Genomic DNA, 24,057 nt, shown 5'->3' with positions numbered 1-24,057 from the left:
TATCGCTTCTGATGGCGGCGGGCAGGCCGCTGTCCTTGAAGAGCCGGACGAAGGCCTCGATGACCGGAGCTTCCTTCGTCGATTCAAGCGCTTCGCAGGCAAGCAGGTAGCGCGAGGCCTGATCGGTGACCGTGAGCGGGTAACAGTAGCGGCCGTCGCCGAGCCGGAACTCGCCCTTGAAGTCGGCGCACCAGAGATCGTTGGGCCGCACCGCCTGGGATAGTTCCGTGCCCACGGCCTTGTTCGCCCGGTTCCTCTTGCGGGCCTGGCTCACAAGGCCGTGGCGGTCGAGCACCGCATGTACCGTGCTTCTGGCGGGAATCCGGACGTCGCCAGCCAGCTTGCGCACGAGCAACTCGCGTATCTTCCTGGCACCCCAATGCGGCTTCTCCCGCTTGCTCTCCACGATCAGCCGCTCGATCCGGTCGGGCAGCTGGTTGGCGTAGCGGACAGGCCGGCGCGAGCGGTCGCATAGGGCTTCGAGCCCTTCCTCCCTATAGCGGTCGAAGATCTTGTAGCCGGTCTTGCGGGAAATCCCGAACTCCCGACACACTTCGCTCATACCTTCGCCATCCAGAAGGCGGGCGACAAAACGTAGACGTTCCTCCATCACCGAACACTCTCTCCACGGCATCAACACCTCCGGCCAAAAGCCAAAAGTGTTACCCATGTGTCCGGTACAAATCGTCACCTATGTCTCGGGTCGCTCAAACTGTACGACCCAAGAGCCCAAAAACCCCATTCGACCACAGGCGCGCCCCTACGAGGCGCTCGCGATTTGGGCAGACGCGTTCGTCCTGGTGAACGTATTCCTCACCCTGACCGACTTATAGACGTAAGCGGCCCAGATGCCGGTCACCACAAACGAGGATATAGGTGCCACCAGCGCATCGCCTGCAAGCGCTTGGTTCACCGGGACCCCCAGAATTGACGAGATCCAGATCGTGTCCAGGACGAACACGACCGGCATTGCAAACCACTGGAACAGAAACAATTGCGGGAAGCGGTGGCTTCGCCGCAGCATTAAAGCCAGCACAACCAGCTGAAGTGCCAAAAACGCCAGATTGAGGGCAACTTCGCCATACGCCGCCAGAGCCCCGTTCGGCAGGGTCATGAGTTGCTGGTAACCTTCGACCGAATTGACCAAGTCCGCGAGTGTGCGCAGCGGAGACAATGACTGAACGATCGCCAGCAGCATCAACCAACCACCGAAGCCCACAAGACCAGCCGGATTCTGTGATGGCTTCGCGGCTGATCGGACAGCAAAGAAAACAGGTACGCCGATCAGCAGCAGTACTATTGCCCAATGCCAGACGGAAAACGACATTTTTACCCCCCCTGTTTTATGCCCTCTTAGGTTGTATCAGGTTTTAAATTCAACTCAAGAGGTGAAGTCGCGGGAAGGTACGTCGGCTGCCGAAGCGGCGATTTCTCCTGCCTGCTCCTGACAGTTGGTTTCACACCCCGATCGCAGCCACCAAGATCCGGTTCTGCCGTCGTATCGCCGCGCGCAATTCCGGCATCCCCGCCTTGTCGCGTTTCACGAACTCGATGAACATCATGTTCATGTTGTTGAAGATCAGTTCGCCGAGTGACGCCCCGTCGATGTCCTGACGTACCAGGCCAATCTCCTGCAGCCGGGCGATCAGCGCGCGGATCTGTTCGGTCAGCGAGCGGTCGAGCGCGGTGTAAGCCTGACCGAACGGGCTGTCGGGCAATTGCGTCGAAATCGCCATCGCCTGCCGCCACATCTCCTTGCTGAGATAGTGCAGCGAGTGCTCGATATAGATGCCGACCAGCGCATCCAGCGCATCGCCGACATTGGCGGGCGGGTTGGCGACCACGCCGCGCCCGGCGTTCAGCACCTCGTTGACCTCAAGCGAGACGATGGCGCCGAGGATGTCGCCCTTGTTCTGATAGTAATTGTAGATCGTGCCTATCGACACTTCGGCCTGCGCGGCGATCGCCTCGATCTTGGCGCCCTCATAGCCGGCCTCGCGAAAAAGCGCCGCCGCCGCCTCGATGATGCGCCTGTGACGGTACGCCTTTTGCCTTGCCCGCAATCCGCTCATATCAGCCTCTTGCCATAAAAACAGAATTGACTCAATTTTAGAATTGGTTCAATTTTTTGCAAGAAGCCACAAAGGCAAAGGGAGAACACTCGATGTCCGTCAGATCCGCGAATCCACTTCCCGTCCTCAAACGCCATCTGCATGCCGCCTGTGCCAGCACGGCATTGCTGCTTGCGGCGTGCGGCATCGCCCAGGCCGCCGATCTCAACGCGCTGATCTGGTGCGACCATTCCGATCCGGCGCTGCTCCAGCCCTTCGAGACGGCCAACAACGTCAAGGTCAACGTCAAGGAATTCGAGGGCACCGGCGCTGGTCTCGCCATCATCGAGCAGTCGCAGCCCGGCGACTGGGACGTCATGGTAATCGACTCGATCGACGTGCCGCGCGGCGTCGAGAAAGGCCTGTTCGAGCCACTGCCGGAAGACAAGCTGCCCTTCGCCGACCTTTTCCCGCAAGTGAAGATGGACAAGTCGACGATGATCGACGGCAAGCGCTACGGCATCACCGAAAAGTTCGGCTACAACACGATCGGCTTCAACAAGACCAAGGTCGATCCGGCCGACATGCAGTCCTTGGCGTCGCTGACCAGCGACAAGTACAAGGGCAAGGTCGCCATATACGATTACTACCTGCCGGTCATCGGCATGGCGGCGCTGGCCATCGGCAAGAAGACGGCTGATCTCACCGAGGCCGACCTGCCCGCGCTCAAGGAAGAGCTCCTGAAGATGAAGGCCAACGCCAAGCTGGTCGGCGAAGTAACCGCCAGTCAGACTGCGCTCGCCACGGGTGAAGTCGACATACTGGTCGGCGGCGGCGAGTGGGTGACGGCGGGACTGGCGAAGGAGAACCCGGCGCTGGATTTCTCCATCCCGAAAGAGGGCGCGGTGCTGTGGTCGCAGTCGCTGGCCATGTTCAAGGATTCCAAGAACAAGGACATGGCGCTGAAGTTCATCCAGTACATACTGAGCCCCGAGGGCCAGGCGCGGCTTGCCACATCGTCCTGCTATTGGGGCATGCCGTCGAACACCAAGGCCGCGCTCACCGACGACCAGAAGAAGGTCCTGCGGTTCGACGAGCAGCCGGGCTTCCTGGCTCGTGCGCAAGCCTATCCGGCGCCCAATGCCGACCTCGACAAGAAGATGCAGGATATGTGGACCGAAATGCTGCAGGCAAAGTGAGCGATCCCCGCTCATGAGCACAGCTGAAAACAACGGGCGTCTCTGGCCCCGGGCGGGTCGCGCCCTGCCCCGGGCGGGTCGCACCTTGCCCTGGGTTCTGGTCACGCCCGCGCTCGGCTGGACGCTGCTGTTCTTCGTGCTGCCCTTCGCCGCCATGGGGCTTTCCAGCCTGACGGCGCATGAGGGCGGCGGTTTCACACTGTCCAACTATAGCCAGTTCTTCACCAACCCGTCCTACTGGCAGGCGATGGTGAACTCGCTGCAGGTCACGGCAATCGTCACAGTGGTTTCGGTGCTGCTCGCCTACCCCTTCGCCTGGATCCTGGCCGAACAGGTGCCGGAGCGCTGGCAGCGCCTGGCGCTGATGCTGGCCGTGCTGCCGTTCTGGACTTCCTATGTCGTGCGCTCCTATTCTTGGCTGCTGGTGCTGGCGCAGAACGGCGTCATCAACCGCGCGCTGACCGGTTCGGGCCTGATCTCGGAGCCGCTGCAGCTCGCCAACACGCGTTTGGCCACGATCACCGGCTTCGTGCATTTCTTCGTCATGCTGTTGACGCTGACCATTTTCGCCAACCTCAAGCAGCTCAGTCCTAGCTATCGCAAGGCGGCCGCCGATCTCGGCGCCGGACCGGTGCGCACCTTCCTGCACGTCATCCTGCCGCTGACCTTGCCCGGCATCATGGTCGGCGCTTTCCTGACCTTCGTGCTGTGCATCGGCGACTACATCACGCCGCAGATTCTCGGCGGCAACAACGAGCTTCTGATGCCGCAGCTGGTGATGATGCAAATCGGCCGGCGTGGCGATTTTCCGCTGGCCTCGGCGCTGTCGATCATCCTGATGGCGGTCGTCACTGTTGCCTACCTCGCCTGCGCGCGCTGGCTGAAGATCGAGCGGGCCTGAGCATGCGACAAGTGATCCGCATCGCCTCCTCGATCTATGCGCTTGTCGTTTACGGCTTCATCTTTCTGCCGGTTGTCGTGCTGGTGCTGTTCTCGCTGCAGTCGACCTCCTTCCCCATCCCGCCATTCACCGGCCCGTCGCTGCGCTGGTACGATGCCGTGCTCTCCGACGCCAGGCTGACCTCGGCGCTGCTCAACTCGCTGCTGGTCGCGGTGCTTTCCTCGGCCACCGCCGTCACGCTCGGCTTCCTCTCTGCCTGGGGTTTCGCGCGCTTCGTGCTGCCCGGCTCAGGCCTGCTGCGCGGCCTGATCACGCTGCCGCTGACGGTCAGCTATCTCATCATCGGCATGGGGCTTCTGGTGCTGTTCAACTGGGGCGGCGTGCCGAAGTCACTGCTTGCCGCCGGTATCGGCCATGTCGTGATCAACCTGCCGCTCTGCTTTGCCATCATCTACAGCCAGATGGGCGACCACCAGATCAACATCGAGCGTGCCGCGCGCGACCTCGGCGCGCCGGAGTGGAAGGTGCTGCTCCTCATCACCGTGCCGGTTATGGCGCCGGCCATCTTCGCCGGCTTCTTCCTGTCGATGACCTTCTCCTGGGACGAGTTCGTGATCTCTTTCCTACTCACTCGTTTCGACACCACATTGCCCGTGGAAATCTGGAACCTGCTGCGCTCCGGCCTCAATCCAAAAACCAATGCCGTCGGTTCGCTGGTCTTTGCCGTTTCCATCGTGCTGGTGGTGCTGTTCGAACTGACTTTGCTGCGCAGGAGAAAGCCATGACCGCGCCCCTGGTCGACATCCGCGGTGTCTCGCACCGTTTCGGGCAGCTGGCCGTGCTGAAGAACGTCTCGCTGCGGATCGAGCCCGGCAGCTATACGATCCTGCTCGGGCCGTCGGGCTCCGGCAAGACGACGCTGCTGTCCATATTGGGCGGCTTCGTCACCCCGAGCGAAGGCAAAGTCCTTATCCGTGGCGAGGACTGCACATCGGTGCCGCCGGCCAAGCGGCCGACGACAACCGTGTTCCAGGACTATGCGCTGTTTCCGCATATGAGCGTCGGCGGCAATGTCGGTTTCGGGCTCCGCATGCAGGGCGTCGATGGCACGAGGCGTGCAGCAAAAGCACGTGAGGCCCTGGCGCTGGTTGGCCTTGCCTCCGCCTTCGACAAGAAGCCGCACCAGCTTTCCGGCGGCCAGCGGCAGCGGGTGGCGTTGGCGCGTGCGCTGGTCATCGAGCCGGCGGTGCTTTTGCTCGACGAACCGCTCGGTGCGCTTGACCTCAAACTGCGACGGCAGATGCAGGACGAGTTGAAGGCGATCCAGAAGCGCGTCGGCACCGCCTTCATCCATGTCACCCACGACCAGGAAGAAGCGATGGCGCTGGCCGACCACTGCGTGGTCATGAATGATGGGCGCATCGAGGACGAAGGCCCGCCCGAGCGTGTCTATGCCAGGCCGGCGACGCGCTTTTCGGCGACCTTCATGGGCGAAAGCACGATCCTTGCCGGAACGGTGATGAAAGCGACAAACGGGGCAATCACGGTTTCGACGCCAGCGGGCGCGATCTTGCTGCCTGGCCCTCAGTCGGCCGGTACCAGCATTGCGCTTGCTATCCGGCCGGAACACCTGCGCCTTGGTGAGACCAAAGGCGATATCGCGCTGGGTTCCGCCAAAGTCAGCGATGTCGTCTTCCAAGGCAGCTTCAAACGCGTGCTGGCGACTTCGGAGTTGGATCCGGCACTGCAGTTCATCGCCAAGGCGCCCGCATCCACAACTGTTCAGGCAGGCGACACTGTCGTGGTTTCGTGCAACGCTGACGACATCATCCAGCTGGCGGACTGAGACATGAGAGTGCTTCCAGCTATCGACGCGGCGGACTGGTACGAGACCATCCGCATGGGCGACGGGGTCACGCTGATCCATGAACCATGGATCAAGCCGTTCTTCCGCTGCAACATGTGGCATGTGCGCGGTCGCGACCGCGATCTCCTCTTCGACACAGGCCTTGGCCATTTCAGCCTGCGCGCGCATGTGACTTTGGTGACGGAGCGCAAGCTCATCTGCGTCGCCAGCCACACGCATTTCGACCATATCGGCTGTCACCACGAATTTCCCGACCGTTGCGTGCACAGCGCCGAGGCGGAAATCCTTGCCGATCCGCGCAGCGAATGGACGGTTGCCGACCGCTACGCCACCGACGAAATGTTCGATCGGCTGCCGCAAGGCTGGGATACGGCTCGCTACGGCATTCTACCCGCGCCGGCCGACCGTCTGCTCGAGCATGGCGACATTGTGGATCTCGGTGACCGTGCCTTCGAGGTCGTCCATACGCCGGGCCATTCGCCTGGCGGCATCGCGCTCCACGAGAGAAAGACCGGCATCCTGCTGTCCGGTGACATCGTCTATGACGGCCCGCTGATCGACGACGTCTACCACTCGGACATCCCGGACTATATGGCCACGCTGATCGCCATGCGCGACCTCGATGTCTCGGTCGTGCATGGTGGCCATTTCCCGAGCTTCGGCAGAGTGCGCTACCGCCAGCTGATCGACGAATACCTGGCGCACAAGCGCCGGGCCGGCTGCCACCTGCGGCAGAACGGGTAGACCGGATCCCGGATCAACGCATCAGTTCGAAATGCCGAGGGAATGCCTGATGCAGCAGGAGCAGCATGGTCTTGCGCAGCACGTCGGTGTCGCGGCCGGAAGGGTTCAGATGATCCCAATACCATGCACCGTGAACCAGGTAATTCAGGCTCTCTGAGAGAGTGTTGATGTCGACGCCGGCATAGCCGCCGCTGCGCGCGATCTCGATCAGCAATTCGCGCGCTTCGGCGGTGTAGGCGAGGTCACTGGGCAGGCCAATCTCATTGTAGATCTGCATGCTCTTGCGGTCGCTGGAGAACACCACGAAGACCGACACCCATTTCGGATGCTGCCGGGCAAAGCGTTGCGCGCATTCGACAGCGCCTAGCAGCCTGTCAACCGGCGAGAGGCCGGGCGCCCGCACCAGGTTGAACCACAGCTCGTCATACTGATCGCTGAGATATTGCAGGACGGCCCGGAACAAGTTCTCCTTGCTGCGAAAATGGAAGACGACCAGCGCGTTGGACGAGCCGACATGTTCGGCGATACGCTGCATGGTGACGCTCGCCAGCCCCTCCTCCGCGATGAGCTCGATGGTGGCGTCGATGATGCGCTGTACGCTGGCTTCGCCGCGTTCGCGCCGACGGTCCCTGGACGGGGCATCGTTTGCCGACTCCCTGCCCTTCGTCGCCGCGGCCTTGCGTTTCTCCGGCCTTGCGGTTGCCTTGCGCTGCGCCATTTTCGTCAGCCCTTTCGGACCCGCGGCGGAAATATTTCGCCGCACGGATTGCTTTGTCATACGGACCGCCGGCTCATCCCGGAAACCGCTTAAAGCGACGGGCGTGTCCCGGCATTTCCATACCATTGCCCCCGAGCCGTTTCATAGGCCAGCCCGGCCCGGAAAACGTCAGCGTCGCAGTAGGTGCGGCCGACGATCTGGATGCCTGTCGGCACGCCGTTGGCGGCATGGCCAGACGGTATGGAAAGAACCGGGCAGCGGCTCATCATGTTGAACGGCGTCGTCAGCACCCAGCCCAGCGACGGGTTCACCTGCTTCCCGTTGATCTCGACAGTGTCCCTGGTCTGGTCGAACTCCGCCGGAACCGCCGGGATAGCGTTTGTCGGGCAGATGAGCACGTCATACTTTTCCAGCAACGGGCCAAGGGTCTGGTACATCCTGCCGGCGACATCCAATGTTGCGACAAAATCCGTGGCCTTCGACTTTTGCCCGTCCTCGGCGAACTTGCGGGCATAGCTGGTCATGTCGTTGGCGTGCCGTTGGAGCAGTTGCGACAGCGACGCGCCGAACAGATGCTCAAGATACATCATGGCGGCCTTGAGCACCTCATCGCCCCAGCCCAGATCGACCTCCTCGACGGTGGCGCCGAGCGAGCGGAACACATCGCAAGCGGCGAGCGTGTTTTTCCGTACGTCCGGGTCGACTTCAAAAGAACCGAGATCCATGGAAAAAGCGATCCTCCAGCCCTGGATCGGCTTGTACTCGAACGGCAGGCGCAATTTGGGGCGAAGCGTCGCGATGTCGAGCGGGCTTGGCCCGGCCATGACGTTCTGCAGCAGGATCGCGTCCTTCACGGTTCGCGCCAACGGTCCCGTGTGGCAGTAGAAGTCGAGATTGAAGGGCGGATCATCCGGGTTTCGACCGTAGGGCGGCTTGAAGCCGACAAGGCCGCAAGCCGATGCGGGAATGCGGATCGACCCGCCAATGTCGGATCCCGTCGCGATCGAGGATGTGCCCGAGGCCAGCGTCGCCGCCGCGCCGCCCGACGAACCGCCCGGTGTGAAGTTCGGGTTCCATGGATTTCGCGTGACACCCCATCGTTTCGACCAAGTATAACCGGCGCAGCTGAATTCCGGCGTCGCGGTACGCGCGTGGACAATGCCGCCGGCCTTGATGATGCGCTCATTCATGGTCGAGGTGTGGCCGCCAATGGCATCCTTCGACAGCAGCGAGCCGTGCGATGTCGGCTTGCCCTTGATGTAGCTCTCGTCCTTGATGCCGATCGGCAGGCCCTCGAGCGCACCGGTTCTGGCGCCTTTGGCGTATTTCGCCTCGGCCTTGGCGGCCAGTTCCATCGCCTCCTCGAAATGCGTGAACGTGAGGCAGTTGATCGCCGATTTGGTGGCTTCGGCGCGGCGAATGGTGGCCCGCATCAATTCGACGGGCGAGAGTTTCTTCGCCTTGAACAGCCGCAGCGCCTCATGGGCCGGCATGTAGCAAAGGTCGAGATCGGACATCGGACGTCTCCCGCGATCAAGAGACCGCACTTGGCATGAAGGTGGCCGGGCCGCGCGTTGCGGCCCGGTGGCTGTTCCCGGATTCGGTTGGCAGCGCTATTTCTGGAGGTCGGTCCAGATTTTCGTGTAGAGCGCCTGCACATTCGGCGGACAGGCCTGCATGAACTGGCCCTTGGCGGCAAATTCGGCCGGAATTGCCACTTCAGGCGCGGCCTTCATGTCGTCCGGCATGAAAGCGTCGGATCCCTTGATGCCATTGGCGTAGCGCGCGAAGGCCGAGATCATCGCGGCATTCTTCGGGTCCATGATGAAATTCTGGAAAAGCTTGGCGTTCTCGACATTCTTGGCGTCCTTGAGGACGGCGACATTGTCCATCCAGATCGGAAAGCCTTCCTTCGGATAGCCATAGACGATCTTGTCGTTCTGCACCCGCTCGCGCAGCGATATGCCATTCCAGTTGACGCCGGCGGCAATGTCGCCCCTGCCCAGGCCGTCGACGGCCGCGTAGTCGAGCGAAAGCCATTTCGCCTTCGCCGCGATCAGTCTGTCGTGCACCTTCTTCAGGACTTGCATGTCGTCGGTGCAGTATTTGCCGCCCTCATAGGCGATGGCGAGGAAAAGGATGTCGCCCATTTCGGGCACGACATTGATCTTACCGGCGAGTTCTGGTGGCGGGTCGAGGAAAATCGCAGATGTGTTCGGGTCGCCGGCATAGACTGACTTGTTCACCGAAATGCCGGTTGTCCCCCACTGCCATGGAACGGTGTATTTACGGCCCGGATCAAAGGGAACATCGACCCATCGCGGATCGACATTCTTGAAATTCTCCATCTTGTTGGGATCGGTCTCCAGCAACAGGCCTTCGCTGATCCAGATCGGCACGACGCTGGCCGAGGGCACGACGATGTCATAGCCGGACGCGCCCTGGCGGACCTTGGCCAAAGCGGTGTCGTTGGAGTCGTAGTCGGTGACGGTGACCTTGACCTTGTAGGTTTCCTCGAACTTCTTGATCAGGTCCGGGCTGGTGTAATTGCCCCAGTTGTAGATGTTGAGTTCGCCATCGGCGCGGGCAATGCCTGTTACGGCGAAAAGCGATAGCCCAACGGCCGCCGCTGTCAGTTTCCAGTTCATGCTAGTGCTCCCATTGTTGGGACCGGCCGCGTCGCCGCCTCAGGTCCATTTCCTGCCGATGAACAAGCCTGTTGACGCCTTTCGCCCCGATGATGGGCCAGACGGCTGTCGAGATATTCCCCTCTTCGCGACCATTCACCGGCAAATGCCGGCTGGCCAACTCGGTTATCCCTGAGGCTAAATTATAACTAACTATACAGTCAATATCTTTTCGGCGGCACTGCCGCGACCTGATCAAGCGCCCTGCACTTTCCAGGCAGCCAGCCGCTGACGGAATGGCGGCGCAGGCTTCAGCCGCGGTTGCTGGCGGGAAGCGAAATCCGATAGTCCGGTCCCCGATTCCTCGGTTTCCGCCAAGGCCGCAGGCGATCCTTCAATCTCGTTCTAACAACAGGCTTGTCGTAAGCCGGGGCCGGCAGTCCGGCGAGCGCGTAGTAATTGTCCAGGATGCCGGTCTGCAGCAGACGCTGCTCCTGCGTGAAGAAGCTGAAATGCGCCGCCACCAGATCGCCGAAAATCTTGCCCGGACGATCGAGCTTCGCCGGCAAGGTCGCTGACAGCCATTCTTCCTCGTCATTTCCCGGCGGGTAGAAGAGCTCGCCGAGTTCCAGCACCTCCGATCCGAAAAACCCGATCGCGTTGATCGAGAAGCGCCCTAGCCTGACTTCGCGGTCAGGCACGCGGAAGTCCCCCAGCCGGTTCGTCCTGACTGCCTCGATGAAGACCGGATGAAGCGCCTCGGGAAAGCTCGCATGGGCCCAGGAATACGGACACATCGCCTGACAGGTGAGTGGTCCCTCGATCAGCACCCTGGAAAAATTCTTGATCAAGGTGTTGCAGACCGCGTTGTTGATGATGAGCGGGGCATACCAGAGCGCCGAGCCCTTTTCCGACACGGCTCGCTCCTTGAATCTGGGAAGGAAGCCCTCCTCCAGAAAAACCACATCGTCGTCGAGGCGCAGGTAGAGTGCGTCGGCGTCGTCACAGAAGCGGAAGAACCTCCCGATGACATCGATGCTGCCGTCCGCGCTTGGAAGCGTCTTTATCTTGCAGCGCGGATCGCTGGCCGCCAGTCGCTGGAGATAGGCGCGGTCGGCCTCGTTGCGGCAATTGTCCCACAGATGCCATTCGTGAACCTCGGGGCTTTTCAGAACATGGTGGCTGAGCAGTCGGAGATATCTCTCGCGGCCGGCCGGGGTCACCACAATCAGCTTCATGAGAGGTCCGCCCCGCAGTGGTCGCGTGTTCTGCTCGACTCGGCAGTTCCATGGCGAGCGTAGAAGCGATCGCGCTACGAATCCAGATTCACGTTGTGTTGCAACGCGCGGCACGAGTTGTCGCCCGATCAATGCCAACGACCAATTCCCTTCCACCCATGCCCCTTCGCATTCATCCGGCTTTGGTGTAGGGGCTCGCCATGACCGCTTTGGACCAAGGCATGAATGCTGGAAGTAGCCCAGTAACCAGCGGCGCCAGCCGCAATCTTGTCATCGTCAGAGCTGGCGACAACTCTCTCCATCGCGGTTGGGGAGCGGACGATCCTGGATGCAAATTCGATTTGATCGTCAGTTACTACGGAGCCGACCCATCAGCCTTTCGGCAGGTCTATGAAAACCGGACAGACCACAAGGGTGGCAAATGGGACGGCATACACGCCCTGCTCAGCCGCCAGCCTGACCTGCTCGACCGCTACGAGTATATCTGGTTTCCGGACGATGATCTGGAAGCAGACCGTGCAACCATCGAAGCGATGTTCGCCAATATGCGCCGGCACGACCTCCACGTTGCCCAGCCGGCATTGACGCTGGACAGTTACTATACCCACCTGCCGTTTCTTCGCTGCAAGAGCTTCGAATTTCGCCTGGTCGACAAGATCGAGATCATGGCTCCCTGCATGAGAGCAGACGTCGCGGCCAAGATGCTGCCTCTTTTTCAACAGTCCATGAGCGGTTTCGGCCTGGACTCCTTGTGGACACGTCTTGCCGCGCAAAACCTTGGAGCATCGGCCATATTCGACGCCCTGCCTGTCCGCCATACGCGGCCAGTCGGAATTCATATGGTCAAAGCGATGGCCACGTCCGGCCGCACGGCAGAGTCGGAATACCGCCAACTGGCGTTGCAATATGGATTTGGTGAGTTCTTTCCCTTGTCCTACGGGGCCGTTGACCGCAAAGGCAGGCGGTGGAGATCGCGGCCGATTATCGGCCTGCGCATGGTCGCTGACTACGTCGTGGGTCGCGGCAACTTTCGTCAAACGCTTAAATGGAAAAGACGGCTCTGGCATGTTTTGCGCAGACAATGCTCCAAGCCCGTCGATCTGGCTCAGATCGTGCTCGAACCATGAGAGCGCCAGAACTGCCAATGAACAAGAACCTGCTTGGCGAAGTTGACATCCTCGTAGTCGGCGCGGGCTTTTACGGCGCGACGCTCGCCGAGCGCATCGCCACGCAACTCGGCCGGCGTGTGCTGGTGATCGACCGGCGCCGGCACATCGGCGGCAATGCCTACACCGAACAAGATCCCGTCACTGGCGTCGAGATCCATCGCTACGGACCGCATCTGTTTCATACATCCAACGAGGAAGTGTGGAATTATCTGCGGACCTTCACCGGTTTCACGTCCTATCGCCATCGTGCGTTCTCGACCTATCGCGACAAGGTCTATCCGCTACCGATCAACCTTGCCACGATCTGCCAGTTCTTCGGCAGGCGACTGAGCCCGGACGAGGCGCGCGGCATGATCGCCGAGCAGGCGGCCGAACTTGGCGATCGCCCACCGGCCAATCTCGAGGAGAAGGCGATCTCTCTGATCGGCCGTCCCCTCTACGAGGCCTTCATCAAGGGCTACACCGCCAAGCAGTGGCAGACGGACCCGCGCGAGCTGCCTGCGCAGATCATCGCGCGTCTGCCGGTCCGCTTCACATTCGACGATGGCTATTTCAACGACCGCTTCCAGGGCCAGCCCATGGATGGCTACACCGCGATCTTCGAAAAGATGCTCGCGCATAAGCTCATCGAAACACGGCTTGGCGTCGACTTCTTCGATATCAAGCCCTTGCTGCCGAAGGACTTGCCGGTCGTCTACACCGGCCCAATCGACCGTTATTTCGATTATTGCGAGGGCGAACTCGGCTGGCGAACCATCGATATCGATCTGGAGGTCATGGACACGCCGGATCATCAGGGCACGTCGATCATGAATTATGCCGACGAAGCCATACCTTACACCCGCGTCGTTGAATTCCGGCATTTCAATCCGGAACGTCAGCACAAGAGCGACAAGACACTGATCGGCCGCGAGTACTCCCGGTTTGCCGGCCGCACCGACGAGCCTTACTATCCGATCGACACACGCCGGGATCAGGCGGTCTACCGTCGTTATCTCGAACGGGCGGCCGCCGAGAAAAACCTGCATCTCGGGGGACGGCTGGGCACCTATCGTTATCTCGACATGCATCAGGCGATCGGCGCTGCCCTGAAGGCCTTCGAAACCGTGCTTGGGCCCTATTTCACCGGCAGGCTTGGTTCTCTTTCGCGGCCGCTATGAGGGACTGAGCCCAAATTTCGGATCATCAGGCGGTTGCCGCCGACCTGCCGCCAGACATGATCCGCCGCTGGAACCATTCGAAGGTGCGCGCCGGATCCGTTCTGGTACCGGTCGTTGCCTCCCACCCGGGAAGACCCGTCTTGCCAGGTCAGGTCCGGGCACCGGTTTGTCGGCTCCTACGGCACAGCCGCATGGTGTTCGATGCAGCTGCCAGCAGCAGGCAAGACATGCCGAGCATCGGCGGTGGTTCCATGACGTGGATGGCGAGCGTGTTTTCGCGACCTACAGCGCCCTTTGCGGGCAAGGCATTCCGGCGGCATCGCCGCAACGCGATGCCGTGGGTACCGATCTCGTGCTCATTTGTTCCGACTGGCGCACAAGCTCGGCGAAGACCAGCGCGAAGCTACCCAGCATGACAAAAACAACAATCAGGCGTGTTACCGGCAATGTGTCGGCCTCGTCTGGCTGGCGCATATCCCGGGATGAGGATTTTCCAGGGATCATGCGCACAAATCAAAAGTGCCGCAGCCTCCATTTGACATCCCGAAGGATACAGCGGTACCGCGGGCGCCCCACGCTGCCCATGCCGGCTAACATGATCGATCCGCGTTTACGAGAGTTTAAGCCCCGCCTTAACCATCACATTCGCTGGCGCTCTGACATGAAGCGCGACCTACCGGCCTGGCGACGCAGTCGCGGTGTGGTTTCGCAGGCCGATACAACGGCTCTCTTTGCAGATTCGCCCGCCCATGCTACCCCGGCGCTGGCGCGGCCGGAATCTCGCCAATCGGTCGCGATCGGGGAGCCATGAGCACAGCCGCCAACAGCATCGCCTTCGTTTCGTCCGACACAGCAGACGCCAAGGCGGCGCTGGAAAGCCTGACGGGGCGCTATGGTCAGTGTTCGGTCGCGGACGCGGGCGTTGTGGTGGCCTTGGGCGGCGATGGCTTCCTGCTGCAGACTTTGCGCGACACGATGGGAACGGGAAAGAAGGTCTACGGCATGAACCGTGGCACCATCGGCTTCTTGATGAATGAGTACCGGTCCGGAGGGCTCACCGAGCGCATCGCGGCCGCGGTCGCCGAAACGATCCGCCCGCTCGAAATGCAGGCCGTCACCTCGGAAGGCGAAACGATGTCGGCGCTGGCGATCAACGAAGTGGCGCTGTGGCGCCAATCCTATCAGACGGCCAAGATCCGCATCAGTGTCGACGACCAGATACGGCTCGAGGAACTGAGCTGCGATGGCGTGATGATCGCGACGCCGGCGGGATCGACCGCTTACAATCTTTCCGCGCACGGCCCGATCCTGCCGCTCGACGCTCCGCTTCTGGCGCTTACGCCGGTCAGCCCGTTTCGTCCGCGCCGCTGGCGTGGTGCATTGCTCTCCAACAAGGCGACCGTGCGCTTCGACATTCTGGAGCCTGAAAAGCGGCCGGTGAACGCTGCCGCCGACCACACGGAGGTCAAGGCGGTGACCTCGGTAACGGTGCGGGAATCGCCGACAGCCACGGCGACCTTGCTGTTCGATCCCAACCATTCCTGGAACGAACGCATCCTGGCTGAACAGTTCCGTTACTGAGCCGGCACAGAGAGAAGCGGCCGGATTAAGCATCGCGATTAAGGTTACGACTTCACAATCGCGCCAATCCCGCCTGTTTCTGTTGACAAATCGTGGACTTGCGCCTAATCGCATACCAACTTTGCAGGCGCGCGGCGCTTGCCGCGACGAATGACGTTGCGCCTCCCCGAACCAGCCAAAGACAGCAACACTTGTCCTCAGACACCACGATCGCTCAAGAAGCGTTGACCTTTTCAGACCTCGGCCTGTCGCCGAAGGTGCTTTCCGCAGTCACCGATGCCGGCTACATGCAGCCGACGCCGATCCAGGCTGGTGCCATCCCGCACGCCTTGCTCGGCAAGGACGTGCTGGGTATTGCCCAGACCGGCACCGGCAAGACGGCCTCCTTCGTGCTGCCGATGCTGACCCGGCTGGAAAAGGGCCGCGCCCGCGCCCGCATGCCGCGCACGCTGATCCTGGAGCCGACGCGCGAACTCGCCGCACAGGTCGAAGAAAACTTCGTCAAATACGGCAAGAACCACAAGCTCAACATTGCGCTGCTGATCGGCGGCGTGTCCTTCGATGAGCAGGACAAGAAGCTGGAGCGCGGCGCCGACGTGCTGATCGCGACGCCGGGCCGCCTGCTCGACCACCGCGAGCGTGGCAAGCTGCTGCTCAACGGTGTCGAGATCCTTGTCATCGACGAAGCCGACCGCATGCTCGACATGGGCTTCATTCCCGATATCGAGCGCATCTGCGAGATGATCCCGTTCACCCGGCAGACGCTGTTCTTCTCGGCGACCATGCCGCCCGAGATCACCAAGCTGACGGAGAAATTCCTGCATGCCCCGGTGCGTGTCGAGGTTTCCAAGGCAGCCTCCACCGCCACCAATATTACGCAACGGCTGGTGAAATCCGGCTCCAAGCCGTGGGACAAACGCGAGACGCTGCGCAACCTGATAAAGGCCGAAGACGCGGAACTGAAGAACGCCATCATCTTCTGCAACCGCAAGGTCGAGGTGTCGGAGCTGTTCCGCTCGCTGCTGAAGCATGATTTCGATGCCGGCGCACTGCATGGTGACATGGACCAGCGCGCCCGCATGCAGATGCTGGCCAATTTCCGAGACGGCAAATTGCGCTATCTCGTCGCTTCGGACGTCGCCGCGCGCGGCCTCGATATCCCCGACGTCAGCCACGTCTTCAACTACGACGTTCCGATCCATGCCGAGGATTATGTCCACCGTATCGGCCGCACCGGCCGCGCTGGTCGCTCAGGCAAGTCCTTCACCATCGCGACCAAGTCCGACACCAAGTATATCGACGCCATCGAACGCCTGATCGGCACCAAGATCGAGTGGCATGACGGCGACCTGTCGACGGTTGTTGCCAGCGAGAGCGAGGATGATGCTCCGCGCCGTGGCAAAGGCGCGCCGCGTCGTGCCGGCCGCAAGGACGAGGACCGCAAGGCCCATGATCGCAAGGACAATGGCGAGCGCAAGAGAGGCGGCGAACGTCGTGCCCGGCGCAGCGAGGAAGATACCCCGGCTGCGGTTGCCCAGCAAAGCGAACAGCCCGATGCACCCGAGTCGGCCGTGGCCGACATCGTCGAACGGCGCGCGCGCAAGGATGCGATCCGTTCGGAAAACTCCGAGCGCAAGACGTCCTCGGATCGCGCACCGGAGCGCGGTGACACCAGGCCGCAGCGCAACCGCCCTGCCCGCCAGCATCAGGAAGACAATGACACCACTGTCGGCTTCGGCGACGACATGCCGGCCTTCATGCGCATCGTCGCCAAGGTCTGATCGCCGAACGATTGAAAGCAAGCCAGCCATCCGGCTTGCCCTCCCGGCAGACGTCTAACCGCGTCGGGTGCGAACAGAGTCAGGCGACGCCCTTTGCTTTAGGCCTTTGTTTTCATCCGTGTCGTGCTCCCAAGACGGGGCCGCTTCCGGCACATGCGTTAGCCCTGGCTCACCCTTACATCGGTCCAGGCATCATCTTGGTCGGTTTTTCCAGCATCGGAAACTCGGCCTTGTTGCATTTCACGTTCGGGTTCGTCGGGCTGAACATGCCGTTCGGATTGTCCCTGAACAGCCAAGCGTGAAGATCGTAGTGGACGAACTCCCTCGGAATGAGCGGATAGTGTCCCTCCATCGGACCCTGGAAGGTTTGGCCGAGCAGCTTCGGCGGCTCCTTGATGTCCGGCGTCAGCGGCACCAGCCATTCCACCCCGACAAGTTGCAAGCCCTTTTTCGTCGGTTCGTAGATCAGCACATTGGGGCGCATCGGATCGAGTTTTTGGCCGACACTTTGAGCGTTGACGAAATGGATGCCCATGGCGCCTTTCGGATAGTCCATCGCGCCCGGTATCTTTTCTCCGCTGTAATAGACGCAGCCAACTGTCGACAGATAGAGGTCGCGAACGGCGACGGTGTAGTCCTGATATTTGGCCAGCGATTTTTTCAAGGCATCGATGTCGGCCTTGTTGGCGTCTTCGGCCACGGCCGAAGCGACGCCTAACCACGCGCCTACAATACTCGTCAAAGCGAGGACGCCGCAGCGCCCAAGGCAGGCTGTTCTTGTCATGCATTCCTCCCAGATTTTCTGATCTGGCCGTTCAAGACGGAGGCGGAAAATGCTGATTACGCGGCCAGTTGTACCGCCTCATCCCCTCTGGACAGCGACGATGCTATTCCTTTCCATGGCCGCAGGAAAGCAGCTATTTAGAGCTAGCTAATTCTCCAGCGCGCTAATTTCGCTCAAACAAAAACGGCCCCACATGGGGACCGTTTCGCATTCGCATGCCGTTCGGTTCAGGTGAGCGGAGAAAGCTGGATCTCGACGCGCCGGTTCTGGGCGCGGCCTTCGGCCGTTGCATTGGATGCGACGGGCCGCGTCTTGCCGAAGCCGGTGACGGCAAAGCGGCGCGAATCGACGCCCTGGCCAGACAGATAGTTGGCGACCGCCAGCGCACGCCGCTGCGACAGATCGAAATTGTGCTGGTCGCCGCCGGTCGAATCGGTATGGCCAAACACGTCGACGGTCGTCTGGCGGAACTTCTTCAGCACCAGCGCGACGGAATTGAGCACCGGATAGAAGCCTGGCTTCACCGCGTCCTGATCGACATTGAAGGTGATGTCGGACGGCATGTTGAGGATGATCTGGTCGCCGCTGCGTGTGACGCTTACGCCTGTGCCCTGGAGCTGGCGGCGCAGCTCGGCCTCGTTCTGATCCATGGTGGCGCCGATGGCGCCGCCGGCCAGTGCACCGATACCGGCACCAATCAGCGCGTTGCGGCGATCATTGCCACCGGCAAGCAGGCCAAGGCTGGCGCCAGCCAAAGCGCCGAGGCCGGCACCAGCGGCCGTGTTGGAAATCTTCTGGTCGCCGGTATACGGATCGGTCGTGGTGCAGGCGCTCACGAGCAAAGCCGTCGCCACGACGACGAGCACGGTCTTCTTCATAGGATGGTCCCTCTCCAAGTCACGCCATTGCGATGGCGCCAAATCAGCCCTTCCCGCGACTTGTACCATGAAATACGGCGAAAAGCGGAATGGCAAAAGCGCTTGCCGCAGCTTTTCCCCGGAGCTGACTGGCGCCTGGAAGGTTACCAGAGATTCTTGCCGTCAATGACCACCACTTCGACCTTGTCGAGATCGAAATCATCGAATAGCCGAGAATTGACGCTGATCTTCGGATTGTCGAAATCCGGCTCGCCAGTCGACCAATCCGGCGTTTCGGTGAAGGTGCCGCAGCCACAGTTCGGGCAAAAACCATGTTTTACAGTCTTCGAGCCCCATTGATAGAAGGTTACGTTTTTCATCGGGGTGATAAGCTTGAACTGCGATGGGGTGTAGTAGGCCCAGAGCGAGCCGCGTTTCGAGCAGAACGAACAGGTGCATCGCGTCACCGTTTCTGGCGCCTGCGAAACCTCGAACGTGGTGGCCTTGCAGTGGCAGCTTCCCTTGATGGCCATGAACATCACATTCCATTGTCCGCCCCCCGTGCGGCAAGGCACCATAAAGAAGCGATGCTGACAACTGTCCGTCAGCAGGCTTTTGCCCGCGAACAGCAGCCAGCGGCTCTAAAGCGTGTCACGTTCGAACGGATTGTGGCGACGCACTTTAGGTCTCTGTTTCATGCTTGTCGGGCTCCCGGAACCGGGACCCAGGCGACATGCATCAGTAAGACTGCGGCGGCACAAACAGGCAGATCGTCTTGCCTGCATCGAGACCGGCCACGTGAGCACACCAATGAAACTCACCGTCGGGCGAATCCTTGATCCGCCTGTCGCTGTAGGCCAGCACCTCCCCGGTATCCTTGATGACATAGCCTTCCGGGCGTTCGCTGATCGAGGTCTGCGATACCTCGCGGCAATCGTAGTTCGCGCAGCAGGCGAACGGATAGCTCCAGCCTTGCGGTTTGGCCGCGGTCGGCTTGGCGTCATGCGCCAGGGCTGGCGTCGTCAGGGCAGCTATCGCGCAGGCAGCACACAGAGGCAGGAGAGGCCGGCCAACCGATGGAACGGCAAAGGCCGATCTAAAACCGGCAGAAAACATGGCAACGCTCCTTTCAAACGAGATTCAAGCATTTCGCTTGCCCGTTCCCGGAACGTGTCTTCCCAGTGGCCGAACCGTCAGCAGATATGCCGCGACCGGCCATATATGCTTTGCCTCCTCCTGCCGCTGATGGTGAGCCGAAATGCGAGCCGGCGCAAGCAATAGCTGCGTAGCCGGCCCATGCTCTGCCGTCGCGGCAGCCACGGCGCGCTTTCACACAGCGCCAGCTCGTCGCGACAATGGTGAACGCGACAATCGTGAAAAAGGGTGCGCGACTGCCATTCGCTGGCCTGCGTCGCAGGACATCGGCTGACCTAATCCAGGTCCGCCACGACTTCGCCAGCGCCGCCCTCGATGCGCTGCGACAGCGACGCTTCCATGAAATCGTCGAGGTCGCCGTCGAGCACGCTCGACGGACTGGTGCTTTCGACGCCGGTACGCAGGTCCTTCACCAACTGATAGGGCTGCAGTACATAGGAGCGGATCTGGTGACCCCAGCCGATGTCGCTCTTCGACGCTTCGGTGGCGTTGGCGATGGCCTCACGCTTCTTCAGCTCTTCCTCATAGAGGCGCGAGCGCAGCATTTCCCAAGCCTTTGCCCGGTTCTTGTGCTGCGAACGCTCGGCCTGGCAGGCCACCGCGATGCCCGTGGCGATATGGGTGATGCGCACGGCCGAATCGGTGGTGTTGACGTGCTGGCCACCCGAGCCGGAGGAGCGGTAGGTGTCGATGCGCACATCCGATTCGGAAACGTCGATCTCGATCGTGTCGTCGACGACAGGATAGACCCAGATACTGGAAAAGGACGTATGCCGGCGCGCGTTGCTGTCATAGGGCGAAATACGCACCAGGCGGTGGACGCCCGATTCGGTCTTCAGCCAGCCATAGGCATTGTGGCCCTTGATCAGCAATGTCGCGGACTTGATGCCTGCTTCTTCGCCGTCATGCACTTCCAGCACCTCGACCTTGAACCGGCGGCGCTCGGCCCAGCGTGTGTACATGCGCAAAAGCATCGAGGCCCAGTCCTGGCTCTCGGTGCCGCCGGCGCCGGCGTGGATCTCGAGATAGGTGTCGTTGGCGTCAGCCTCGCCCGACAGCAGCGTTTCGACCTGGCGGGCCTTCGCTTCGCCCTGCATCGATCGGATCGCGGCTTCCGCCTCGGCTATGACCCCTTGGTCGCCCTCTTCCTCGCCGAGCTCGATCAGGCCGATATTGTCTTCCAGTGACTGGGTCAGACCCTTGACCGCCGCTATGCCTTCCTCGAGGCCCTGGCGTTCGCGCATCAGCTTCTGCGCTTCCAGCGGTTCGTTCCAGAGGCTGGCGTCCTCGGCACGGACATTCAGGTATTCAAGCCGTTTAATGGCCTGATCCCAGTCAAAGATGCCTCCTCAGCAGGGTTATCGCCTGCCTGATCTCGTCGACAATATTCTGCGTTTCCGCGCGCATGGCCTGGTATTTTGTCCTGTTGCTGAAAGTGACGGTTGGAGCGGATCGGTGTTTGAAGGAAACGCCGAACCGCTCCAACTTTTCTGTTTGACGCAACTCCGGACGGAAAACCGCTAGGCACTTTCCTGGAATTGCTCTGGTCGGCGCGATACATAGGGACGGTGCTGCCGCGTGTAAAGCGAAATGGGCCAGCCCCGGGCTGGCCCATTTCGGGATTTGAACCGTCAGTAGAGGCCGCCGCCACCGTCCTGAATGGCCTGGTTGGCCTGCGGCGATAGCGCGCCGCCGGAGGCGTTGGAGCCGTCGGCGCCCATGCCGATCACCCAATAGCTGTCGGCGGGGCCGGTACCTGGCTTGAAGGCCTCGATGATGGTGCCCGGGTCACCCGGTGTCGCGCGCATGCCGGTCTTGCGGTTGATGGCGATCAGGTTCATGCCATCGGGAACCTTGAAGTCGACATTGGGCGTGCCGTCCAGCGCCACACGCATGAAATCCTTGAAGATCGGAGCGGCGAGACCGCCGCCGGTGGCGCCATGGCCAAGGCCGCGCGGCGTGTCGTAGCCCATATAGAGACCGACGACGAGGTTGGGCGTAAAACCGATGAACCAGGCGTCCTTCTCGTCATTGGTCGTTCCGGTCTTGCCGGCGATGTGGCGCCCGAGCTCGCCGATGGTGGCGCCGGTGCCGCGCTGCACGACGCCCTCCATCATCGAGGTGATCTGGTATGCGGTCATCGGATCGAGCACCTGCTCGGAATTGTCGACCAGTTCCGGCTCCGGCTGATTCTTCCATTCAGGCGCGTTGCAGCCCTCGCAGCCACGCTCATCCTGCTTGAACACTGTCTTGCCGTAGCGATCCTGGATGCGGTCGATCAGCGACGGCTTGATCGACTTGCCGCCATTGGCCATGATCGAATAGGCCGAAACCATGCGCATGACGGTCGTCTCGCCGGAGCCCAGCGCCATCGGCAAATACGGGGCCAGATGATCGTAGACGCCGAAGCGCTCGGCGTATTCGACGACCAGCTTCATGCCCATGTCGTTGGCAAGCCGCACCGTCATGAGGTTGCGCGACTTCTCGATGCCGGAGCGCAGGGTTGCCGGGCCGGCGACGGTGCCGTCATAGTTCTTCGGTGTCCAGGTCGTGTTGCCGCTCTGGATGGTGATCGGTCCATCCATGATCACCGAGGCCGGCGTATAGCCGTTGTCGAGCGCGGCCGAATAGACGATCGGCTTGAACGAAGAGCCCGGCTGGCGCATCGCCTGAGTGGCACGGTTGAATTCGGACTGGGCGTAGGAGAAACCGCCGACCATGGCCAGCACGCGGCCGGTATGCGGATCCATGGCGATCAGGCCTCCTTCCACTTCGGGAACCTGACGCAGGCTGTAGGCATTGTCGGAGCCTTGGTTCTTCTGCACGAAGATGACGTCGCCCGGTTTGAGCACTTCGGCCGGCGACTTGGCCTTGACGGTCTTGCCGCCGACCACATGGCGCATGGCGAAGCCCATGTCGTCCTTGCTGACGGTGCCTTCGACACGTTCCTTGACGATGTCGCCAGACGCCTGGCGCGCGGGCTGCAGGCCGATCGACAGGCCGGTCGCGGAACTGTCGAGCACGACGGCGAGCGACCATTCGGGAACATCCTCGAGGCCCTTGACGTTGCCCAGAGGCACGCCCCAGTCACCGGAGACGTCGATCGATTTCACCGGCCCGCGATAACCGCGCAGCGTATCGTACTTCAACAAGCCGTTCTGCATCGCCTTGCGAGCAATGAGCTGAATCTTCGGATCAAGCGTCGTGCGAACGGACAGGCCGCCTTCGTAAAGCGCGTTCTCGCCATAGCGGGCGATGATCTGGCGGCGAACCTCCTCGGTGAAATACTCGCCGGCGAAAAGATAGGTGCCGGTGCGGCGTGGCGTCACGCCGAGCGGCTCGGCCTTGGCCTTGTTGCCTTCCTCACGCGTGACGTAGCCATTCTCGACCATCTGGTCGATGACCCAGTTCCGGCGCTCAATCGCGCGATCGGCATGCTTGAAGGGGTGGTAATTGTTCGGTCCCTTCGGCAGGGAGGCCAGATAAGCGGCCTCGGCGACGGTCAGCTCGTTCACCGACTTGTCGAAATAGGTGAGCGCCGCGCCGGCGACACCATAGGCGCCGAAGCCGAAGAAGATTTCGTTGAGGTAGAGCTCGAGAATGCGATCCTTGGGATAGGCCTGCTCGATGCGGAAGGCCAGGATCATTTCCTTGATCTTGCGCTCGTAGGTCTGGTCCGCGGTCAGCAGGAAGTTCTTGGCCACCTGCTGGGTGATCGTGGAGGCACCGACCTGACGCCTGCCCGAGCCGAGATTCTGAAAGTTGACGATGATGGCACGGCCAAGGCCGGTCACGTCGATGCCGGGGTGGTTGTAGAAGTTCTTGTCCTCAGCCGACAGGAACGCCGCCTTGACGCGATCCGGGATCGCCTGGATTGGCAGGTACAGGCGTCGCTCGCGCGCATATTCGGCCATCAGCGAGCCGTCCGAGGCATGGATGCGGGTGGTCACCGGCGGCTCATACTTGGCCAGCACCTCGTAGTCGGGCAGATCCTTGGACAGGTGGCTGATGTAAATCGCAACGCCCGCCGCGACCAGAAGGGCCAGCGTCGTGCCGATGCCGAAGAAATAGCCAATGAGACGAATCATACCCGCTCCAGTCCTTGGTTCGGGAATTTCCTAAACGAAGCCGCCTTCCACGCAAGCTTTCGAGCCGGTCCCAAACCGTAATCGAAAACCCATGTCGCCACCATGTGGACAAAATACGGCAAGCCCTGATTTCGTGA

23 protein-coding genes are annotated in these 24,057 nt (G+C 61.3%); 10 read left to right on the top strand and 13 right to left on the bottom strand.

All coding sequences use genetic code 11. The features are described from left to right. The 3 genes from FJ958_RS26645 to FJ958_RS26635 form a co-directional block, all read right to left on the bottom strand. Positions 1-634, bottom strand: a 634-nt coding sequence (locus FJ958_RS26645; RefSeq protein WP_140747483.1) for a helix-turn-helix domain-containing protein, incomplete at its 3' end; no start/stop codon positions are given. 126 nt (positions 635-760) lie between these two features. Next, on the bottom strand, positions 761-1,327 hold the full coding sequence (locus FJ958_RS26640; RefSeq protein ID WP_140747480.1) for a DUF2569 family protein: 567 nt from the start codon (positions 1,325-1,327) through the stop codon (positions 761-763). Positions 1,328-1,457: 130 nt separating this feature from the next. Continuing rightward, positions 1,458-2,072 (bottom strand): TetR/AcrR family transcriptional regulator, encoded by a 615-nt coding sequence (locus FJ958_RS26635; RefSeq protein ID WP_140747477.1) that lies wholly within the window; start codon positions 2,070-2,072, stop codon positions 1,458-1,460. 92 nt (positions 2,073-2,164) lie between these two features. On the opposite strand from FJ958_RS26635, the gene FJ958_RS26630 reads away from it, so the two are divergent. Genes FJ958_RS26630 through FJ958_RS26610 form a run of 5 tightly spaced genes read left to right on the top strand, consistent with a single transcriptional unit; the run spans position 2,165 to position 6,762 of the window. After that, on the top strand, positions 2,165-3,250 hold the full coding sequence (locus FJ958_RS26630; RefSeq protein ID WP_140747474.1) for a spermidine/putrescine ABC transporter substrate-binding protein: 1,086 nt from the start codon (positions 2,165-2,167) through the stop codon (positions 3,248-3,250). A gap of 13 nt (positions 3,251-3,263) precedes the next feature. Next, complete coding sequence (locus tag FJ958_RS26625) at positions 3,264-4,151, top strand: ABC transporter permease (RefSeq protein WP_140747472.1); 888 nt, start codon at positions 3,264-3,266, stop codon at positions 4,149-4,151. 2 nt (positions 4,152-4,153) lie between these two features. Beyond that, positions 4,154-4,936 carry an ABC transporter permease gene (locus tag FJ958_RS26620; RefSeq protein ID WP_140747469.1) on the top strand — a complete coding sequence of 261 codons (783 nt, stop codon included), beginning with the start codon at positions 4,154-4,156 and terminating at the stop codon, positions 4,934-4,936. Continuing rightward, the gene (locus tag FJ958_RS26615; protein WP_140747466.1) at positions 4,933-5,997 is read left to right on the top strand and encodes an ABC transporter ATP-binding protein; all 1,065 of its coding nucleotides are present in this window, start codon (positions 4,933-4,935) and stop codon (positions 5,995-5,997) included. The genes FJ958_RS26620 and FJ958_RS26615 overlap by 4 nt, the downstream gene beginning before the upstream one ends. Before the next feature lie 3 nt (positions 5,998-6,000). Next, positions 6,001-6,762 carry an MBL fold metallo-hydrolase gene (locus FJ958_RS26610; RefSeq protein WP_140747463.1) on the top strand — a complete coding sequence of 254 codons (762 nt, stop codon included), beginning with the start codon at positions 6,001-6,003 and terminating at the stop codon, positions 6,760-6,762. A 13-nt stretch (positions 6,763-6,775) separates the two neighbouring features. On the opposite strand, the gene FJ958_RS26605 is transcribed toward FJ958_RS26610, so the two are convergent. From FJ958_RS26605 to FJ958_RS26590, 4 genes are all read right to left on the bottom strand, one after another. Further along, positions 6,776-7,540 carry a TetR/AcrR family transcriptional regulator gene (locus FJ958_RS26605; protein WP_246679771.1) on the bottom strand — a complete coding sequence of 255 codons (765 nt, stop codon included), beginning with the start codon at positions 7,538-7,540 and terminating at the stop codon, positions 6,776-6,778. 29 nt (positions 7,541-7,569) lie between these two features. Continuing rightward, complete coding sequence (locus tag FJ958_RS26600) at positions 7,570-8,997, bottom strand: amidase (protein ID WP_140747460.1); 1,428 nt, start codon at positions 8,995-8,997, stop codon at positions 7,570-7,572. Positions 8,998-9,093: 96 nt separating this feature from the next. Further along, entirely contained in the window at positions 9,094-10,128 is a 1,035-nt protein-coding gene (locus FJ958_RS26595; protein ID WP_140747457.1) for an extracellular solute-binding protein, read from the bottom strand. 290 nt (positions 10,129-10,418) lie between these two features. Beyond that, the gene (locus tag FJ958_RS26590) at positions 10,419-11,345 is read right to left on the bottom strand and encodes a hypothetical protein (protein WP_140747454.1); all 927 of its coding nucleotides are present in this window, start codon (positions 11,343-11,345) and stop codon (positions 10,419-10,421) included. Positions 11,346-11,545: 200 nt separating this feature from the next. On the opposite strand from FJ958_RS26590, the gene FJ958_RS26585 reads away from it, so the two are divergent. The 5 genes from FJ958_RS26585 (at position 11,546) to FJ958_RS26565 (ending at position 17,036) form a co-directional block, all read left to right on the top strand. Beyond that, the gene (locus FJ958_RS26585; RefSeq protein ID WP_140747451.1) at positions 11,546-12,472 is read left to right on the top strand and encodes a DUF707 domain-containing protein; all 927 of its coding nucleotides are present in this window, start codon (positions 11,546-11,548) and stop codon (positions 12,470-12,472) included. A 17-nt stretch (positions 12,473-12,489) separates the two neighbouring features. Beyond that, complete coding sequence (gene glf, locus FJ958_RS26580; protein WP_140747448.1) at positions 12,490-13,674, top strand: UDP-galactopyranose mutase; 1,185 nt, start codon at positions 12,490-12,492, stop codon at positions 13,672-13,674. Positions 13,675-13,930: 256 nt separating this feature from the next. Next, the gene (locus tag FJ958_RS31700) at positions 13,931-14,485 is read left to right on the top strand and encodes a hypothetical protein (RefSeq protein WP_181176527.1); all 555 of its coding nucleotides are present in this window, start codon (positions 13,931-13,933) and stop codon (positions 14,483-14,485) included. Further along, on the top strand, positions 14,482-15,255 hold the full coding sequence (locus FJ958_RS26570) for an NAD kinase (RefSeq protein WP_140747441.1): 774 nt from the start codon (positions 14,482-14,484) through the stop codon (positions 15,253-15,255). The genes FJ958_RS31700 and FJ958_RS26570 overlap by 4 nt, the downstream gene beginning before the upstream one ends. A 191-nt stretch (positions 15,256-15,446) precedes the next feature. Further along, positions 15,447-17,036 (top strand): DEAD/DEAH box helicase, encoded by a 1,590-nt coding sequence (locus FJ958_RS26565; protein ID WP_181176526.1) that lies wholly within the window; start codon positions 15,447-15,449, stop codon positions 17,034-17,036. Positions 17,037-17,211: 175 nt separating this feature from the next. Here the strand turns inward: FJ958_RS26565 and FJ958_RS26560 are convergent, their stop codons facing one another. The 6 genes from FJ958_RS26560 to FJ958_RS26535 form a co-directional block, all read right to left on the bottom strand. Then, a complete protein-coding gene (locus tag FJ958_RS26560) occupies positions 17,212-17,820 on the bottom strand; it encodes a hypothetical protein (protein ID WP_140699098.1) in 609 nt (202 codons plus the stop codon). A gap of 227 nt (positions 17,821-18,047) precedes the next feature. Next, positions 18,048-18,698: an OmpA family protein gene (locus tag FJ958_RS26555; protein ID WP_140609742.1), complete on the bottom strand. Its 651-nt coding sequence runs from the start codon at positions 18,696-18,698 to the stop codon at positions 18,048-18,050. A gap of 143 nt (positions 18,699-18,841) precedes the next feature. Next, positions 18,842-19,210 carry a GFA family protein gene (locus tag FJ958_RS26550; protein WP_140747438.1) on the bottom strand — a complete coding sequence of 123 codons (369 nt, stop codon included), beginning with the start codon at positions 19,208-19,210 and terminating at the stop codon, positions 18,842-18,844. Between the two features lie 205 nt (positions 19,211-19,415). Beyond that, positions 19,416-19,793 (bottom strand): hypothetical protein, encoded by a 378-nt coding sequence (locus FJ958_RS26545; protein WP_140747435.1) that lies wholly within the window; start codon positions 19,791-19,793, stop codon positions 19,416-19,418. A 314-nt stretch (positions 19,794-20,107) separates the two neighbouring features. Next, a protein-coding gene (prfB, locus tag FJ958_RS26540) for a peptide chain release factor 2 (RefSeq protein WP_140747432.1) occupies positions 20,108-21,239 on the bottom strand; the annotation gives its coding sequence in 2 pieces (ribosomal slippage) (positions 20,108-21,172 and positions 21,174-21,239; 1,131 coding nt in all). A gap of 224 nt (positions 21,240-21,463) precedes the next feature. Continuing rightward, complete coding sequence (locus FJ958_RS26535) at positions 21,464-23,920, bottom strand: penicillin-binding protein 1A (protein ID WP_140747429.1); 2,457 nt, start codon at positions 23,918-23,920, stop codon at positions 21,464-21,466. Positions 23,921-24,057: the final 137 nt, after the last annotated feature.

Source organism: Mesorhizobium sp. B2-3-5, assembly GCF_006442395.1.
Classification (GTDB): Bacteria; Pseudomonadota; Alphaproteobacteria; order Rhizobiales; family Rhizobiaceae; genus Mesorhizobium.
Note: the sequence above shows the minus strand (reverse complement) of the source record. Positions and strands in the feature narration are given on the sequence as shown.

Bases quoted from the DNA above. Each gene is read 5' to 3' on its own strand.
- FJ958_RS26605 (WP_246679771.1), bottom strand. From the start codon at position 7,540: ATGACAAAGCAATCCGTGCGGCGAAATATTTCCGCCGCGGGTCCGAAA.
- FJ958_RS26615 (WP_140747466.1), top strand. From the start codon at position 4,933: ATGACCGCGCCCCTGGTCGACATCCGCGGTGTCTCGCACCGTTTCGGG.
- FJ958_RS26610 (WP_140747463.1), top strand. From the start codon at position 6,001: ATGAGAGTGCTTCCAGCTATCGACGCGGCGGACTGGTACGAGACCATC.
- FJ958_RS26595 (WP_140747457.1), bottom strand. From the start codon at position 10,128: ATGAACTGGAAACTGACAGCGGCGGCCGTTGGGCTATCGCTTTTCGCC.
- FJ958_RS26570 (WP_140747441.1), top strand. From the start codon at position 14,482: ATGAGCACAGCCGCCAACAGCATCGCCTTCGTTTCGTCCGACACAGCA.
- glf (WP_140747448.1), top strand. From the start codon at position 12,490: ATGAACAAGAACCTGCTTGGCGAAGTTGACATCCTCGTAGTCGGCGCG.
- FJ958_RS26635 (WP_140747477.1), bottom strand. From the start codon at position 2,072: ATGAGCGGATTGCGGGCAAGGCAAAAGGCGTACCGTCACAGGCGCATC.
- FJ958_RS26590 (WP_140747454.1), bottom strand. From the start codon at position 11,345: ATGAAGCTGATTGTGGTGACCCCGGCCGGCCGCGAGAGATATCTCCGA.
- FJ958_RS26555 (WP_140609742.1), bottom strand. From the start codon at position 18,698: ATGAAGAAGACCGTGCTCGTCGTCGTGGCGACGGCTTTGCTCGTGAGC.
- FJ958_RS26640 (WP_140747480.1), bottom strand. From the start codon at position 1,327: ATGTCGTTTTCCGTCTGGCATTGGGCAATAGTACTGCTGCTGATCGGC.
- FJ958_RS26560 (WP_140699098.1), bottom strand. From the start codon at position 17,820: ATGACAAGAACAGCCTGCCTTGGGCGCTGCGGCGTCCTCGCTTTGACG.
- FJ958_RS26600 (WP_140747460.1), bottom strand. From the start codon at position 8,997: ATGTCCGATCTCGACCTTTGCTACATGCCGGCCCATGAGGCGCTGCGG.
- FJ958_RS26630 (WP_140747474.1), top strand. From the start codon at position 2,165: ATGTCCGTCAGATCCGCGAATCCACTTCCCGTCCTCAAACGCCATCTG.
- FJ958_RS26545 (WP_140747435.1), bottom strand. From the start codon at position 19,793: ATGTTTTCTGCCGGTTTTAGATCGGCCTTTGCCGTTCCATCGGTTGGC.
- FJ958_RS26620 (WP_140747469.1), top strand. From the start codon at position 4,154: ATGCGACAAGTGATCCGCATCGCCTCCTCGATCTATGCGCTTGTCGTT.
- FJ958_RS26535 (WP_140747429.1), bottom strand. From the start codon at position 23,920: ATGATTCGTCTCATTGGCTATTTCTTCGGCATCGGCACGACGCTGGCC.
- FJ958_RS26585 (WP_140747451.1), top strand. From the start codon at position 11,546: ATGACCGCTTTGGACCAAGGCATGAATGCTGGAAGTAGCCCAGTAACC.
- FJ958_RS26550 (WP_140747438.1), bottom strand. From the start codon at position 19,210: ATGGCCATCAAGGGAAGCTGCCACTGCAAGGCCACCACGTTCGAGGTT.
- FJ958_RS26625 (WP_140747472.1), top strand. From the start codon at position 3,264: ATGAGCACAGCTGAAAACAACGGGCGTCTCTGGCCCCGGGCGGGTCGC.